Annotated in this window: 16 protein-coding genes and 1 pseudogene; 13 read left to right on the forward strand and 4 right to left on the reverse strand. The window is 51.5% G+C overall.

Features of this window, described 5'->3' with window-relative positions; translation table 11 throughout:
* On the forward strand, window positions 1-290 hold a 290-nt coding region (locus BLV81_RS22895; RefSeq protein WP_143036420.1), incomplete at its 5' end, for a transposase.
* Between the two features lie 439 nt (window positions 291-729).
* On the opposite strand, the gene BLV81_RS22900 is transcribed toward BLV81_RS22895, so the two are convergent.
* From BLV81_RS22900 to BLV81_RS22910, 3 genes are read right to left on the reverse strand one after another with little or no spacing between them, the layout of a single operon-like run.
* Window positions 730-1,206, reverse strand: coding sequence for a nuclear transport factor 2 family protein (locus BLV81_RS22900; protein ID WP_092360204.1), 477 nt, complete (start codon window positions 1,204-1,206; stop codon window positions 730-732).
* A gap of 56 nt (window positions 1,207-1,262) precedes the next feature.
* Window positions 1,263-1,700 (reverse strand): GlcG/HbpS family heme-binding protein, encoded by a 438-nt coding sequence (locus tag BLV81_RS22905; protein ID WP_092360205.1) that lies wholly within the window; start codon window positions 1,698-1,700, stop codon window positions 1,263-1,265.
* 59 nt (window positions 1,701-1,759) lie between these two features.
* Entirely contained in the window at window positions 1,760-2,770 is a 1,011-nt protein-coding gene (locus BLV81_RS22910; RefSeq protein WP_092360206.1) for a zinc-binding alcohol dehydrogenase family protein, read from the reverse strand.
* Between the two features lie 121 nt (window positions 2,771-2,891).
* Here BLV81_RS22910 and BLV81_RS22915 point away from each other — a divergent pair, with 121 nt between their 5' ends.
* The 5 genes from BLV81_RS22915 to BLV81_RS22935 all read left to right on the forward strand — a co-directional run bounded on the left by BLV81_RS22915 (window position 2,892) and on the right by BLV81_RS22935 (window position 5,956).
* Window positions 2,892-3,794, forward strand: coding sequence for a LysR family transcriptional regulator (locus BLV81_RS22915; protein WP_092360214.1), 903 nt, complete (start codon window positions 2,892-2,894; stop codon window positions 3,792-3,794).
* A 64-nt stretch (window positions 3,795-3,858) separates the two neighbouring features.
* Window positions 3,859-4,011: a helix-turn-helix domain-containing protein gene (locus tag BLV81_RS22920; RefSeq protein ID WP_255365434.1), complete on the forward strand. Its 153-nt coding sequence runs from the start codon at window positions 3,859-3,861 to the stop codon at window positions 4,009-4,011.
* Window positions 4,012-4,629: 618 nt separating this feature from the next.
* Window positions 4,630-4,908, forward strand: coding sequence for a hypothetical protein (locus tag BLV81_RS22925; RefSeq protein WP_092360207.1), 279 nt, complete (start codon window positions 4,630-4,632; stop codon window positions 4,906-4,908).
* A 299-nt stretch (window positions 4,909-5,207) separates the two neighbouring features.
* On the forward strand, window positions 5,208-5,426 hold the full coding sequence (locus BLV81_RS22930) for a hypothetical protein (protein ID WP_092360208.1): 219 nt from the start codon (window positions 5,208-5,210) through the stop codon (window positions 5,424-5,426).
* Window positions 5,427-5,629: 203 nt separating this feature from the next.
* Window positions 5,630-5,956, forward strand: coding sequence for a hypothetical protein (locus tag BLV81_RS22935; protein ID WP_092360209.1), 327 nt, complete (start codon window positions 5,630-5,632; stop codon window positions 5,954-5,956).
* A 748-nt stretch (window positions 5,957-6,704) separates the two neighbouring features.
* Here the strand turns inward: BLV81_RS22935 and BLV81_RS23790 are convergent.
* Window positions 6,705-7,007 (reverse strand): hypothetical protein, encoded by a 303-nt coding sequence (locus tag BLV81_RS23790; RefSeq protein ID WP_143036432.1) that lies wholly within the window; start codon window positions 7,005-7,007, stop codon window positions 6,705-6,707.
* Between the two features lie 547 nt (window positions 7,008-7,554).
* Between BLV81_RS23790 and BLV81_RS22945 the strand changes: the two genes are divergently transcribed.
* From BLV81_RS22945 to BLV81_RS22960, 7 genes and pseudogenes are all read left to right on the forward strand, one after another.
* The gene (locus tag BLV81_RS22945; protein WP_092360211.1) at window positions 7,555-9,306 is read left to right on the forward strand and encodes a hypothetical protein; all 1,752 of its coding nucleotides are present in this window, start codon (window positions 7,555-7,557) and stop codon (window positions 9,304-9,306) included.
* 8 nt (window positions 9,307-9,314) lie between these two features.
* A complete protein-coding gene (locus BLV81_RS23795; protein ID WP_143036433.1) occupies window positions 9,315-10,709 on the forward strand; it encodes a hypothetical protein in 1,395 nt (464 codons plus the stop codon).
* A 63-nt stretch (window positions 10,710-10,772) separates the two neighbouring features.
* Window positions 10,773-11,201 carry a hypothetical protein gene (locus tag BLV81_RS22950; RefSeq protein WP_143036434.1) on the forward strand — a complete coding sequence of 143 codons (429 nt, stop codon included), beginning with the start codon at window positions 10,773-10,775 and terminating at the stop codon, window positions 11,199-11,201.
* 381 nt (window positions 11,202-11,582) lie between these two features.
* The gene (locus tag BLV81_RS22955) at window positions 11,583-13,997 is read left to right on the forward strand and encodes a hypothetical protein (protein WP_143036435.1); all 2,415 of its coding nucleotides are present in this window, start codon (window positions 11,583-11,585) and stop codon (window positions 13,995-13,997) included.
* The gene (locus tag BLV81_RS23800) at window positions 13,975-14,613 is read left to right on the forward strand and encodes a hypothetical protein (RefSeq protein WP_143036436.1); all 639 of its coding nucleotides are present in this window, start codon (window positions 13,975-13,977) and stop codon (window positions 14,611-14,613) included. Before BLV81_RS22955 ends, BLV81_RS23800 begins: the two co-directional genes overlap by 23 nt.
* 83 nt (window positions 14,614-14,696) lie before the next feature.
* A complete protein-coding gene (locus BLV81_RS24350) occupies window positions 14,697-14,819 on the forward strand; it encodes a hypothetical protein (protein WP_255365433.1) in 123 nt (40 codons plus the stop codon).
* Between the two features lie 51 nt (window positions 14,820-14,870).
* Window positions 14,871-15,161: pseudogene (locus BLV81_RS22960) on the forward strand (transposase); the annotation flags it as partial.

The raw sequence follows: 15,161 nt of genomic DNA on the forward strand, positions 1-15,161 counted from the left end.
CAACCATGTGGCGGCGGCAGTGGCAGCAGGTCATTCCGTTCTTTGCCTATCCACCCGAGGTGCGCACGATTATCTATACGACCAATGCCATAGAGAGCCTGCATATGCGCCTTCGAAAGATCGTCAAGAATCGCGGCCACTTCCCCAGCGATGACGCCGCAACAAAATTGCTGTTCCTCGCCTTGCGCAATATTGAAAAAGATTGGAAGATGCCGCAGCGGACATGGAAGCAAGCAGCCAACCAGTTCGCCATCATGTTCGGCGAACGTTTCACGAACGCGATTAACTAACTACGAAATTCTGGCCCCGCACACAGAATTTCTGACAGGTCTAAATATCCCCTGCCAAAACTGCCTAACATTTCCGCCAATGGGATGCGCAGCAAACTGATTTCTCTCCACTTGGTCGTCACTCGTCACGTTGAATGTCAGGTTTCGGGAAGTCGCGAGGACGGCTTCGGGGCGAAACGCGATAGCCGGCTATCGGCCATAACCTGCCCTTCACACCCAAAGTAAATCATCTCTCCAACGGCCGTTGTAGACCACGTTGCCGTCATTCGTGGCTTTCTGTTGACGGCAAGAAATATTTCACAATTGATTGTCTGCTGTCTCGTGTGTATTGCCGCAAATTTTAGTTATTGATCCGGCTTCAATGATCTTGAAAGCCACTCCCGGTGCGTCCAGGGGAAACTATTTCAAGTTCACAGATGCCGGCTGAATAATGGACAGGTTACAAATGTTCGACTGCTGACAGATGAACATGACGTAGCTGCCATCGACCTCCAACCTTTACCCATACCATGGTAAAGGAGTGTCGCTTTTCTTTCGCTTGATCTCCCCTGGGGGTTATCGAGCCGACTCGCATTCCGGTGACAATGGCCGTGTCGCCGAAATCTTGAACCTTGACGTCTACAGCGCGTAAATTGATCATCAAGTCGGTTTTGAAGAAACTTTCAAAAGCTTGCTTGTCAAGCCGATGGGTTTCGCCTTCCCCCACCCCGATTTCGGTGAATCCTTCGGCGGGAATTAGCTGTAGCACACCGTCCAAGTTACGTGCAGAGATGTCTGAATACAGGTCAACGCTTGCCTCTGCCGGTGTCTTGATGTCGTTCGGACTTGGCGCCCAGCTGCTATTAAGCGACATAATGAGCGCCAGCGAGACGGCGAAGGTGGTGACAATGGTTGGTCCTGCGAAAAAGTTCTTCATGGTGATATCCCCACGATGCGGTTTAACGCGCTTTTTAAGCGCGTTTCATTCCGCATTTATGCCGGCAAATCGAAACCAAGTGCCTTCAGCGCTACCTCGCAGGCTTGTTGATCTTGCAGCGCATTGCCGCCGGAAATGCCAATGCCGCCAACCACTTGTCCGTCCAAAAGAATTGGATAGCCACCCCCGACTGCGACCATGCGCGGCCGGTGCGCCAACTGCGCGACTTCGCTCTTGCTGATGATTGAATTCCAGACGTGGGTCGCCAAGCCAAAGGATGCTGCGGTCCATGCTTTGTCGATTGCTACTTCTACAGTCAGAAAAGGCGCTTTGTCGGAACGGTCAAAAGCCTTCAGATGACCGGCATTGTCGGTAATGGCAATGGTGACTTCAATACCGATGTCGCGCGCTGCAGCTTGCGCCGCTTCGATCAGGGCATGGGCTGTCAGACGGGTGATAGATGCTTGGGAAAACGTTTTGGTATGTGTGTTCATGATATTTATTAAGTGAAGTGAAGTGAAGCGAAGTGAAAAAAATTGCTGGACGTGTAAAATTAGAATCCCGCGAGGACGATCTTGCCGCGCGCTTGGCCGCTCTCGATATGGGCATGTGCGCGACGCAGATTTTCGGCATTGATGCGTCCGAAATTGGAACTGGCAGTCGTACGGACTCGACCGCTATCGACCAACTCGGCAACTTCCGCCAGCAATCTCCCTTGCTCGGCCATATCCGGCGTCTGGAACATGGAACGCGTGAACATCAGTTCCCAGTGGAGCGAGATCGACTTGGTCTTGAGCTTCATGACGTCGAGCTTATCCATGTCGTCGATGACTGCCAGCTTACCCTGCGGCTTCAAGCTTTCTACGATTTGATCGTAGTGTTGCGGGGTCTGCGTTAATGCGGCCACGTAATCGACCTCGCCAAAGCCGCCACTTTTCAGTTCCTCGGCAATCGGTCGGTTATGATCGATGACCGCATGTGCGCCCAAGTCCAGGCACCATTGGCGTGTTTCCTGACGCGAAGCAGTCGCGATGATACGAAGATGGGTCAGTTGGCGCGCAAGTTGAATGAGGATCGAACCCACGCCACCGGCACCGCCGATCACCAACAAGGTCTTGCCGGCGTTGCCGCCTTTGGTGGCACCAAGGCGATCAAATAACAATTCGTATGCGGTAATTGCCGTTAGCGGTAATGCTGCTGCTTGGCTGTCATCAAGCGACGTTGGCGCCATGGCGACAATGCGTTCGTCGACGGCATGCAGCTCACTATTGGTACCGGGGCGGGTGATTGCGCCGGCATAATACACACGATCGCCTTTTGTGAAATTCGATACTGCTGCGCCAGTCGCTTCCACGACACCGACCGCATCCCAGCCGAGAATTTCTGGCTGATTATCTTTCGGTGCGCGATGCAAGCGCACCTTGGTATCGACCGGATTGACAGAAATCGCCCCAACTCTTACCAATAGATCGTGTGGTTGCAAAGATGGCATCGCCAACTCAATGTCTTTCAAAGAGGCGGCGTCGCCAATGGGAAGAGATTCGTAATAACCAATTGCTTTCATACTGATTCCTCGTGTTGATTTTCAATGTGATGAGTAGCCTACAGAGCGCGTACTGCAGTGAGGTGAACTGTATAATTACAACAAAGATTTGACAATACAGATAAAGAAACAACACTTTCAAATGAAAATTGAAAATATGTCGGATCTAGCAGTGCTGATCCATACCGCACGCACCGGAAGTTTGACCAAGGCAGCAGCGGTAATGAGCGTCACGCCGGCGGCCGCCAGTGCGATGCTAAAACGCTTGGAGACCCAACTCGGCACACGCTTAATTGAGCGTTCAACACGTGCCTTGCGGCTGACGGCTCACGGTCAAACTCTCTTGGAATATGCGAATCGCGCGTTTGAATTGGTTGCAGAAGGGGAGGCGCAGGTAACGGAAGACCAGGGCGAGCTGGAAGGAACGATACGCGTGGCCGCACCGAGCGATCTCACGCGTGCCGTCCTGCTCGCATGGTTTGATGAATTTTTGATATCGCACCCACGGGTGCATTTATCACTCTTCGTTGGCGACCGCGTGCTTGACGTCATTCGAGACGAGGTGGATTTGGCAATTCGCTATGGAGAACTGGTTGACTCACAATTGGTCGTTCGACCGCTGGGCGTGTTTTATCCAATTGTGACCGCTGCGCCAAGTTATTTGGCACGTCACGGGATACCGACTAGTCCACAAGAACTCGAAAAACACAATTGCGTAATGTTTGGTCGTGGCGGACGTACGCATCGGCTCTGGAAATTCGAGAAGGATGGGCAATGGGAGCACGTGCGGGTCAATGGTGATCGCAGCGTCGACGACGCCTCGCTAGCGCGCGAATGGGCTTTGGTCGGCGCCGGAATTCTTTTGAAGACGCCACTTGAGCAACGCCGCGATATGGATAGTGGCACATTGGTGCGACTACTCGAAGATTGGCAGACTGAGCCTTATCCGTTGAACGCGCTGTTGCCGAGTGGACGCTTTTTGCCAAAGCGGGTGCGTGTCATGGTTGATTTTTTGAGTGCCAAATTTCAAGGTACTGCGTCATAGTAGTGTTCGAAGTTGTCAGCGAGACTTGGGTATGACATTAGCAGAGTAGCGACAACGGCTGAAGATCGTCGAGGCAATGCCGTTACTGGCAGAAGGTCGAACAGTCGAAAGCATCGCGTTGGAATTTGGGTATAGCAGCTCCTCCACATTCATTGCCATGTTTCGCCGCTTAACTGGAGAAACGCCAGATGAGTATCGAAAGCGTTTTCAAGCGTAAAGGATAGCCAGGCAATGGCCAAGGCCTATGTCCGCGATGAGGGTGGGGCCGCCGGTTGCGCTAAAATGGGCTATGTCGGCTTGGGGTGGCGGATTCAACTGGTCGATGCAACACGCATCATTCGGTCATTCATGAACAATGAGGTCAGCGCCATCAGGATAGGTCAGCGTGGACCAGCACAGTAGGTCTATTTGCACAAGCGCCTGCAGGAATTACAGGTTTGTATAGTTAGCTGCGACCGCGAAAAAGAAAACGGTCATAACGTGCTTACGGTATAAGCTTCCCCTATAGGAGGAGCTTACGCCATGACCCAACATCCTGTTCTACCAATTTTTCAACAAGCCTCTTCGGCTGGCGCAGAAAACGCGACCATGCTGCCATTACCGAGATTCGCGGGGCTTTGCGTCGCAAGGCATATAGACGCAGAGCCTCGGCACCGCACCGTTTTCCCCAGGTCGAATTGACAAGCGCACCTGACATTTTTACCAGTATGTTTTCCTTGCGCATGCGACTAGCATGGGTTTCTCTTCGGCAAGTGTCAGCATTTTTGTAGCCTGTAACTGGAAGGCCGCGACAGTTACGGGTATCCGACTATGCGGTCATCGCAAGGGGAATAACATGACGACAGAATTGGCTGGTGGTTGGACTCCGTTTGACTATGAAATAACCGGTGCAGCGAGGGCGGTATTAAAAGAAGCGACGGAGGATATTATTGGCGTGACTTACACGCCATCGGCTTTTGCAACGCAAGTTGTGGCAGGCACGAATTATTGTTTCTTGTGCACCGGTCAAGTTTCCCATCCGGTTGTTCCTCCTTACCCGGTTCTGGTTTCTATTTTCAAGCCGCTGTCTGGCAAAGCCCACATCAGCGAAATTACAAGAATCAAGCCTCAATAGAAGCTTAGTCTTAGAGACTCCAAAAAGGGACGTCTCAGCAGAACCCCGGTAAGCGCAAGCTGCCGGGGTTTTCTGTTTGGGAATACCGGACTCGGCGGGAATAAAATTACAGAGGCGACAACAAATTCAAGGATTGCAATATGCGAAGAGGGGGATGCGCGCAGCTTAGGGTATATGAACAGAAGCCCCCATAACCAAAGTGAATGACGAAATGTTTGCGTTTATCGGCGGCAAAGTTGTAGGCCATAGACTCACCGTCACAAATATCGATTCGATAGAGACGGTATAAGCCATATCAGATGAAATATCTTACTTTAGCTGTCTTAATTGCTGCTGCTTCGATGCCTGTGTTAAACAACGCTGCAGCCAAATCAGCCCAATACACGATGCAATCCGATGTGGATACCATGCTGATCGGCACTGTCATCGCGCAGACGGTATTCATCGTCTTAATCGTTCTTTGTCGCAAACAGGCCTTCATTGTTCTCCTCAGTATGTTTGCGTGGGGGTTGCGCTGAAAAGAAAATTGACGTTTCTATCGGTTTTGTTATTCGTGTACCGTTGCCTAATGTTCTTTGAACTTCGGTTACTTACATCTATCAAAAGAAACAGGCTACGAAAAAATCATGTCTACCAGTTCGGTCAATATTTATCGAGATTAATTTTGTGGTCTGAGGGCACGTATTGTTATCAGAGTTATCAGCTGAAAAGGAGTTATATCATGCTACAACACAGTGAGATAAAACGGCGCTTCGGTCGCATCGAACACGATATCGAGGAAGCCGCAACTGCTTGCCAGACCAGTGCAAAACTGCCGCAAAATTTGAAGGATTGCGTCATGCAGTGGGAACAACACTCAACCAAAGCGAAGAAGATTTTTGATTCGCAAGATGACAAGAGCATACGTCGTTGCGTAGATGATCTGGAAGAAATCGGCGGGCGCGCTGAGCTGGCGCTTCAAGGCGCTGCAGGGGTAGACGCCAAGGTAAGAACGGCCGTAGTGCATGCACACAGTGAGCTTTCCGACCTCAAAAGGCAATTGCATTAAAGCTGGCTGCAAATAAAACAATGAGCAAGATTTGATGTCCATCCGCGTCTCGTCCACGGAGTAGTTAGCGGATTTTCGCTGAGTGAAGTACCTAATCTGCGTATCTTGAAACATTGGCTACAGGGTTCCTACGCTTTTCTTAGCCCCAGGGGTGCTCCGTACAGTTCTACGCAGCGCCCCAAAGTCGGTAGCCCCGGTCAGGACTCGAAAACTGCCGGAGTTTTAACTTTCGGCGCTCAGCGTGCGGAGGTGGACCTCAGTTCTGTATCGCTAAATGATCCAAACTGTCAATTTGACGTTGCAGCTTTCGCGCCGCATGTGCGTCGCAGTAAGGCTGGACGTCCACGTAAGCTGCCAAATTAAGATGGAGTACGTCGGGCGTCATAGCCCGACGTTTAGTTACGTAGCAATTTTCCGACCAGGAGCTGGTGCAGGGCCACGGGCATCCTTGCGATATGCTCAGCTGATTGAGCCGTCTAGAAACTGAGGTGTACTTGTCAATAACGGACATTTCCGTCTTAAGCAGCCAGCTCAGTATTGCTGAAATTCTCAACGAACTGTGCTGGCAAAATGTAGCCAAGGAGCGAATGACGCCGCTGGCGGTTGTAGAAAATTTCGATGTACTCCTTCGGCACGGGTGGACTTGCTGCACAATCGGAGATCTGTACATCATGGCTTGTGCATGCTTTTCAACTTCGATATTACTGATGCATCAGTAACGGCTACTGCTTTGAATCCGGTTGTATTGTCACTTGTGATGAACGCGGGAAAGCAGTTTTCTGCCGTTGCACCGCAGAAGACATCTATGTGTTGCCCCTTGATTGCCCCACCTGTAGCTCTGTTCGCTAATGATGTCACGCTCGGCCTGAGGGTCGCTTGAATTATTTTCAACGATAACAACACCTGCAAAGATCCCATTGGGCAAAATAGGTTCATTCAGAAAACCTGCAGCAAAAGGATTACGTGTCGCCGAGGCCATAATTTGACTTAGCCACCATGACCAAATGAACCAAGGGTTCGGTATTGAAGCGCCAGCCGGATCGCTCATCATTAGTGTCTCCCGTTTCTACGGTACTGGACAACCAGTTCAGACGCCCACTCCCTATCTGTACGAAAGCTTAAGCAAAAAAAATGCTGGATCGCAAGCCGGATTCTGCTTCCTCGATTGAGACTGTGTGCCCACTGGTCGATGATGATCTGTGGCGCGATATTCATGGCCGAATGACGGTTTAGGTGTGTGTGGGTAGCGCGAAGCGATGCATTGTCAACTTGGACCGTCGCGACAATCTTGACTTTCATGTCGATGTTGCCTATGTTTCTTAAGGGCAATTACTCCCGAGATTCAAAGGAGAGGATTTCTTTAGCCCCTTACAGGATACCCATTGCCCAAAGTATGATCGACGCGCTGATGGCCAGCGGAGTTGCCGGTCATTGTTGCGGTAGTTTGCGCACCGTGATTCGGTGGGGCTAGCGTGGCGAACTGGAAGCCTACAAACTCCCCGGACGGGGCGATTATCGCGCGCTTGCGACTGAAGCTTTTTTGAATTCTGCCCATTGGCAGACTTACCTGACCAGTTTTACCTGAAAGGTGGCGCGCGATGCCGGACTCAGCGACTCAATTAACTGCAGCTGGAAGTATTACAAAGGCGTTGCTTGACGCGCTCGATCAAATAGAGCGGAATGTCTCGGCAAGCCAAATTGGCCCGGATGGCAAGCCTTCAGGCACGGCAATTTACATGCATATGCCGACCGGCTACCCCATTGATCCCAAAATGTTCGCGAACGCTTGGACCCCGGGTGGCGGAGACTCATCAAGCAGTTTTGGCAATGATGGCACTTTCGTTCAAGCTCCGGCGCAAGCAGGTACAGCGGGAGCGACTGCCTCAAATGGAACGGGGCCTGCCGGTGCGGTCTTTCCGCCGCCTAAGCCAAAGCCGGATCAGCAGCTTGAGAATTCAATTCAAAACGCCTGGTTCACATCAAACCTTGTCGACCAAATGCTTGAAGTAACTCAAAATGGCATTGCGTCGGCTTGGCCCGAACGCAGAGCGAGCATCGAGTATTACACCATCCTCAAGGGTATACAGCCGTTGCAAACTGGGCAGCCCGCGCAGGCCGTCCTCGACGCCGTAGCTGCGGCCCAGAATTTGCTCTATTTGCGCGACAACAACGGCAATTTTTGCGGGTATACGCAGCTTTACGCGCAATATCGGCGCAACCACAAAGCTTGGACTGATGCGATAGGTGCCCAAGCTGCAGCCTATGCTCAAGCCATGGCTGATCCGGTCGCAGGACAAGTTTGGCCCGTTCAAGCCCAAACGTACGCAAGTGCCGTTACTCTGGCACGCGATGATTTGAATGGTATGGGAAGAAAACAGGTCGAAGACGCTCTTGCCACAATCGCGACCGTTGGTGAGAGCGCGGTCACTGCTTTGGTAGATCTGGCTAACCAGATGTTCGAAGCCTACTCCTTACAGCTTGGTGGAGCCGTTTCGGTTAATGTGCCTTGGTCTTATATTAGCCCGATTTCCTGGTGGGATGCTACGGACAATTCTTTTGGCGTGCAAAAAATCACGGCACACTCGTCTGCGCATGATGCGCGGACAGCGTCCGGACGGGGTTCTTTCGCAGACAATTGGCAGCGTCAGCAGTCGTCCTCGACCAGCGGAAGCGCCGGTGTCAATATTGGCGTCGCCAGTGCGTCCGTTAACGCAAGCCACGCGGATGCATCAAACGCATTTGCCAATCACGCCAATCAATTCGACTGGACGTCACATGCGGACCATTCCAGCTCAGCGACAGTGACGCTTGAGTTTTTCATCGCCACTATAGAGCGTCCCTGGTTGCTCGGCGACATTTTCAATATCGAAGGTTGGTATCTTGTCGGCCAACGTAAAAACAGCATTAGCGACGGCACCATAGCCAATCAAATCGGCGATAAAGCGACTGCTTTGCTCCCGATGTTGCCAAAAGGATTTCTGATCGTACGCAATGTCACCATCACATGTGACGATTGGGGTGATACCGGCGCCGCGTTCAACAGCGCCATGCAGAATAGCTCCGGTTCAGGTCAATCAAGTTCGAATTCCGTTGGAGTTCAGGCCAGCTATTTGTGGTACAACGCTTCAGGAAAGCATGATGACCAACAATCAAGCGGTGCCTTCGGTTCAAGCGACACCGCGTCAGGGTTTAGCTTTTCTTCAGACGGTGGGAAAGGCGGCACTCTAAGCCTTATGGGCTCGCAAATTGCGGGTTGGATTGGTGAAATTCAACCGGCTGCGCCCAAAATTGATGATCCCACTTTGCCGAAACTGAAGCCGGGCGAAACTTCTTCCGACGTGCACGCTTAGGTCATGCCATGTCTGACGGCGATCAAATTACGGCGGTTGGGGAGACACTGACCGCAGCTCTAATCGACGCTTACGGTGCTACTGTTCCAAACTCGTCCCTGGTTTTTTTGCCTAGCATTTCTGTCCCTAATGACTTAATTCAAAATGGAGTCATAAATCCAACGCAGGTACAAACATTTCTCGCAGTGCATGTCGACGCACCTGTAGTCATGTCCCCATCCGGACGCGAAGTGCACGGAATTGACCTTTCACACGGGAAAGCAAGTCAGATCTATAAAAGCGCTGTGAGCTATGCTCTGCCGGTTGGAAATCCTTCGGAAGACAATTGGAAGCGTGTGAGTGAGTTGATCAAGGATGCGAAGGCAAGTTTTGGCGCTGGAGATGTCCCCAATCCTGTGGTTTGTGAACCTGACGATTGGTTCCTCCCAGCAAATTCAGCGTACTGGAACACGTTTGATTCCGCCCAAACCCGAACGACGGTAACTCAACCGCAATCATCGTTACCGCTCACTCTCAGACCTCAGTTCTGGATGGTAGGAACGCGCGAAATTGAACCTGCATCTATTCTTCCTTCACCAACACAAGCCTCGCCACCCCAGCCCGCTACGACGGGCACGGTAATATCGCGTTCCGATCGCCCCGGTTTGAAAGTTGACGGCAGCGCGTATGAGCGAAGGCCTGCAAATCTAATCGTGGCTCAGAGCCTGACGCTGTCACAACCGACGATGAAGCAATCGCCTCAAGTTTTGACGGAGCTGGCTCCGCAACGGCTCGATGTTGGTACGACCAACGCGAAATTGACGACAATACAGCCGCTTCAAATTTGGTTCCATCCAATCGATCCAATACCAGTATTCAAACCTGGCTCTTCATCGACCATCACGCTTCATTTGGAACATCAATACGTCACGCTGGCATATTTGGCAGCAGGTGTCTCTTGGTGGGACGGCGTATTCCTGGCTGACCAAGGTTGGTATATCCCGGGCTTGCCGCGAGGAGCCCTGTTACCGCTCCCATCAGGAAACGCAACTGCGGCAGACGACGGGTTGGTTTATGGGATGCCTGTTGCCATGGTCATCGTGCGCAACTTACGTATTTCGGGTCATTGGTCTGACGAAGCCAAAGCAGCACTCAATTCTCCAGGTGGGGTTCTTGGGCCATTTTCGTTGCATGGCGCGACACAAAATATCGAATCTGATGGTTCAGTGACTTATTCTCACGATGGAATGCAAGTTGTGGCCATGTTTTGCAGTAAATTGCCGGTTCTGCCGCCGGTGGACACGCCACCGTCCCTCAATGCGACTCCAGCGGACTCATCAACTGTGCCGGCAACGTCCAGCGCCGCAGGCACAGCATCAAATCCGGATCAAAACACGGGCACCTCGCAAAGCACGAATCCTTAATCCCCCGGTCGAAAATAAATCGACTTTTCTTTAATCAATCTTCCAATACGAATGGAGCCTGCCATGTCTAACGACGATGTCAATGTTTGTGGAGTTCGCAATGTCGCCGCGCCGGACGGTGTCAATATTCCGGTTCCATCAGGCGGAGTTGGTCTCGCCTCTGGCGAAATCATCACAGTGCGTCCAGACGCTTCGGTGAGCATACAAGTGAATGACAATGGCTATTACGTCACTGTGAACAACGCTGATCCCTCAAATAATGAAGCAGAGGATCTCTTTGCGGAACTGACCGTTGAAGGCGCTATTGCTACTCTTGAGAAACTCGCCACGCAGGCATTTGCAGCGACCCCGCAAATCGCCTTTAAAGCTATTGGCTTATTCGCTTCCGTTCTTGTTTCTGTGTTCACTTCTTCCAATCTGACCCGTGAAATTTTCATTCGCGGCGATTTACCGGATGACGCCGGACATGTCACCTATTGCTTGTTGACCTAGGCTGCTAGAACAAGAGGGGACTATCGTGGACAAGACAATTCTGGGCTGAATGCCGATGGCGATTCTAGACATAGGGGTGTTGCAATAAAATATATCAGACTGATAACTTTTACTGATTACCCGAGCAACTGGCCGCTATCCCGGCTGACGCCATCGAGGCATACGTCGCCGAAAGCAAGGATGCAGGCAAGCCGGTACCCATGGCCTGCGTCGTAGCAACTAGGACAAACGCCGCTCCGTCTTGAGGTTGCTGAGTAATAACGAATTGACAATGTTGGGCGATAGCGCCATTGCGCGTCAATGTGGTGTAAGCAATAAGTTTGTTGATCTTGTGTTCTTTTGTGCAAGACGTAGCTGCGCTTACTGTTCTTGACCTGATTTTTGTCCTACACTTACTATTCCGCTTCGGGCATCAACTGCCTCCTACCGACGTTTGTTTTGATTTCACCTGATCCGAAGAACGTCATTGCGCTGGGTCCGATCGGCGTGCCGGTAACGGCAACGAACGCCCAAAATGGGGCCAGCCAGGCCGCAGGGGCAGTCGGTGCAACGGCGCAACTCAATACGAATGCGAGTCTGCCTTCCCAAACGTTGATACGGGACACGGTTGTTGCCGCCAGTAGCGGCAGTGGCAGCACCTCAACGGCGCCCATCGGCAGCCAGGGTTTCGCAACAGCGCCGACGACGGCCGTCGGCAACGGCGATTTCCATTTCACCGCAGGCACGCCGGCAGGCCAGAGCGGTTTGCCGACCCAGAGCAGCAGTAACGATCCAAAATACGTGATCACCAATCCGGCCAGCAGTGTGCTGGGCGGCTTGACGCCGCAGGTGTTACTGAACAATCTGCCTTCGGCATTGCAACCGAATGGCAGTGTGCCTTTCTACTTCGATCCCTATACAGAAGACCAGAAACTGCAACAAGCAGCCTTGGCGCAAACCGGTAACGCCAGTTTTGTGAGTGGTGTGCAATGGGACAGTAAAACGCAGGTCAACCTGGCCGATCAGCAAAAAGCGGTCCTGTATAGCAATGCGATCAACTACGCGACGCAGAATAATATCCAACTGGGCCAAGCGCTGTCGCAACAGCAAATCAACGAGCTGAATGCGCCGATGCTGTGGTACGTCGAGCAGACCGTGCCAGATCCGAGTTGCAAGGCAACCGGAACCTCCCAATGTGGGACCATCAATGCCCTGATGCCGCAGGTCTATCTGCCGCAGGCCACGCAAGGCGCATTGGCAGGCGGTGTCATTCAGGGGAATCAGGTCACGCTGACCGCGACCGGCACTGGCGATGCGGATCATCCGAACGGCACGATCACCAATACGGGCTTCATCAGCGCGCAACAACTGATCATCAACGCGCAGCAACTCAACAATGAAGCGCGCAATGCCGACATCGGCGTACAGACCTACCGCACCGACAAGCAGGGTTATACCAAGGTCACCGGTGATGAAGTCCAGCCCGGTGGTTTCCTGTCGGCCGTCAACTACCAGCTCAACGTCGATCGCGTCAACAGCATCAGCGGCCAGTTCCAGCAACTTAATGCTGATGGCACCGTCAACCAGGCCGGCAGCCAGGCTTTGTTGGACAACTTGCAGCAGCAGCTTGGCACTGACTTTACCCAAAGCACTGCGCAAAATCATACCCATCAGGAGTGGGTACAAACCAAGAAAGCCGATCCGACAGCCACGATCATAATCATAGTAGCGGCGGTCGCATTAGCGATTGTTACTGCCGGCGCTGCGGCCGCTGCCATTGGGGCGATGCAGCAAGCAGCCGCTGTGAGCATGCTTGATGCGGTTGCTGCAGGGGCGACCTTTACGGAGGCAGCCGCAGCAGGTGGCATTATGGCTGGTTCAGCTTTTGCTGTAGGTGGTGCCGCTAATTTAGCTATAGCTGGGGCACTGGGGGCTATGGCGTCTAGCACGGTGACGCAATTGGGATTCACCGGAACACTTAATGCTGGAGATATTTTGAAATCTGGTGTGGCAGGTGCTATCGGTGGTGCTGTGACGGGAGCATATGGAAGTACTTATGATGCGAGTCGTTTGTTGGCGACAACGGCGGCTGGTTGCGCTAGTGGAGAGTTGACTGGTGGCGGCTGTGAAGCTGGTGCGAAGAGTTCGTTTGTGACTGCGAGTTTGGCGTGGATGTCCGATGCAGCACGGCAGACGGAGATTAAATCGTCGTCACAATACGCGGGGTTTAAGGTTTGTAATACGCCTGATGATTGCCAAGTTTATAATAATTTGAGTGGGCGTAGCAGTGTAGGTGTTGATGGAGATGGTTATCAGGTGCAGGGTACGCGGATTGTTCAGGATAAATTAGGGGATTTCGGAACGTTAACTGGTGAGCCAGGCACGATGCAAACGTTTGTTCCCGATGCGAGTAAGTACCCAACTAATATCATTAACGACTACAACAAGGGGGGGATTACAGAAACAGGTTTAGCTGAACTAGCCTTGAAAAATCAAGGTGGACTGACAGGAGGTTCGCAAGCCATTGCTCAAACGCTGGCTGGTTTTCCTGTGGTTGCGGGTAGTTTCTCCGATAAAGCGATGGCTTCATTTTCTGGGTTTCACGATTGGTTGGCAGATGCGACGGGTTACTATGATAAATACGGCAACAAAGTACCAAAAGATTTTTTACCAGATTGGGTAAGGGAAGTGCAAACGATTGTTGATATCCCAATAGCCTTACCATTTGCTACCTCAACGCTGTTTAACCAATACGGCGTGAATCCTATGTTGCCGTTTAATCAGCAGAAAAAAAATGATGAGAAAATTGGAAAATGAGATGAATAAATTAAGAAGCATAAATTTCATTTTTTTTGCGATTTTATTTTTAGTGTTGAGTGGATGTGATGGAACGCTGCCAACTAACTATCCGTCACCAGATCACCGTTTTGTAGCAAGCCCATGCCCTGATCTTTCGGGGCGGTATTTAGCACCAATAAATCCCGTAATGAAATTTCCTGTTTTGGTATTGCCCGTAAGTGATGGAAGCGTACGAAAAAAAATGGAGACTATAACGCAAAGTAAAAACGTTTCGATAACAAGAGTATGGGATAAATCTTATTTTGAAATATCCAAAATCAATGATTACAAATATGTGGTTCGGCTGTACTTCGACAGTGGAGATTTAGTCGCGGAGTATCAATCAACCATTTCAACGGATGCTGTATGTCACGAGCATGTGTATCACTGGGGGGGGAGCAATGGCATGGTAGGGCATTCCGTTGAGGGAGCTACATCACACTATGAAGATTTTAGTGAAAAAATATATTTAACGGATCGAGGAGATTTAATTGAGGCGAATTTGTCTCGTAGTCGTCAGGTTGGCTTTGGTGTCATCGTTGGTCCAATAGTTGAAGATGAAAAGAGAACTGTCTATAAAAGACTTAATAGGTAGCCTGTGCCTTTGCTTGCGAAATTGACCTGCCCCCAACATTAGCTTCATAACGTAGTAGAGTCCGATTCTCAAAGGAACGGACGATGAAGAAGCGATTTACTGAAGAACAGATCATTGGATTTTTGAAGGAAGCCGATGCCGGCCGGACCGCAGGCGCCGTCACCGACGGTGCAGGTACTGGGCACGTCCACAGTGTAGTGGTCTAATTTGCCCGGACACCTCGATAGGTGGACAATCCACCATCCGAGGAGATTTGCATGACAAGGCAACGCCGCACTTTCGATCACAGCTTCAAGCTTGAGGTCGTCAAAATGATCAAAGAACAGGGACTCAGTGTTCAGCACGTATGCGAGAGCATGAGCATTGGCCCGACCGCCGTGCGTCGCTGGGTAGAGCAGTACGATGCCGAGCAATCCGGCCAGCCAGGCATTGGCAAACCGCTGACGCCCGAGCAACAACGAATCAGGCAGTTGGAGCAGGAGAACCGCCAACTGCGAGGAGATGTAGAAATCTTAAAAAAGGCCTCGGCCTTCTTTGCCCGCGAGCTG

Origin of the sequence: Collimonas sp. OK242, assembly GCF_900107095.1 — a bacterium.
Lineage (GTDB): Bacteria > Pseudomonadota > Gammaproteobacteria > Burkholderiales > Burkholderiaceae_D > Collimonas.

Bases quoted from the DNA above. Each gene is read 5' to 3' on its own strand.
- BLV81_RS22900 (WP_092360204.1), bottom strand. From the start codon at position 1,206: ATGAAGAACTTTTTCGCAGGACCAACCATTGTCACCACCTTCGCCGTC.
- BLV81_RS22950 (WP_143036434.1), top strand. From the start codon at position 10,773: ATGTCTAACGACGATGTCAATGTTTGTGGAGTTCGCAATGTCGCCGCG.
- BLV81_RS23790 (WP_143036432.1), bottom strand. From the start codon at position 7,007: ATGATGAGCGATCCGGCTGGCGCTTCAATACCGAACCCTTGGTTCATT.
- BLV81_RS22945 (WP_092360211.1), top strand. From the start codon at position 7,555: ATGCCGGACTCAGCGACTCAATTAACTGCAGCTGGAAGTATTACAAAG.
- BLV81_RS22915 (WP_092360214.1), top strand. From the start codon at position 2,892: ATGAAAATTGAAAATATGTCGGATCTAGCAGTGCTGATCCATACCGCA.
- BLV81_RS23795 (WP_143036433.1), top strand. From the start codon at position 9,315: ATGTCTGACGGCGATCAAATTACGGCGGTTGGGGAGACACTGACCGCA.
- BLV81_RS22930 (WP_092360208.1), top strand. From the start codon at position 5,208: ATGAAATATCTTACTTTAGCTGTCTTAATTGCTGCTGCTTCGATGCCT.
- BLV81_RS22925 (WP_092360207.1), top strand. From the start codon at position 4,630: ATGACGACAGAATTGGCTGGTGGTTGGACTCCGTTTGACTATGAAATA.
- BLV81_RS24350 (WP_255365433.1), top strand. From the start codon at position 14,697: ATGAAGAAGCGATTTACTGAAGAACAGATCATTGGATTTTTGAAGGAA.
- BLV81_RS22910 (WP_092360206.1), bottom strand. From the start codon at position 2,770: ATGAAAGCAATTGGTTATTACGAATCTCTTCCCATTGGCGACGCCGCC.
- BLV81_RS22935 (WP_092360209.1), top strand. From the start codon at position 5,630: ATGCTACAACACAGTGAGATAAAACGGCGCTTCGGTCGCATCGAACAC.
- BLV81_RS23800 (WP_143036436.1), top strand. From the start codon at position 13,975: ATGATGAGAAAATTGGAAAATGAGATGAATAAATTAAGAAGCATAAAT.
- BLV81_RS22905 (WP_092360205.1), bottom strand. From the start codon at position 1,700: ATGAACACACATACCAAAACGTTTTCCCAAGCATCTATCACCCGTCTG.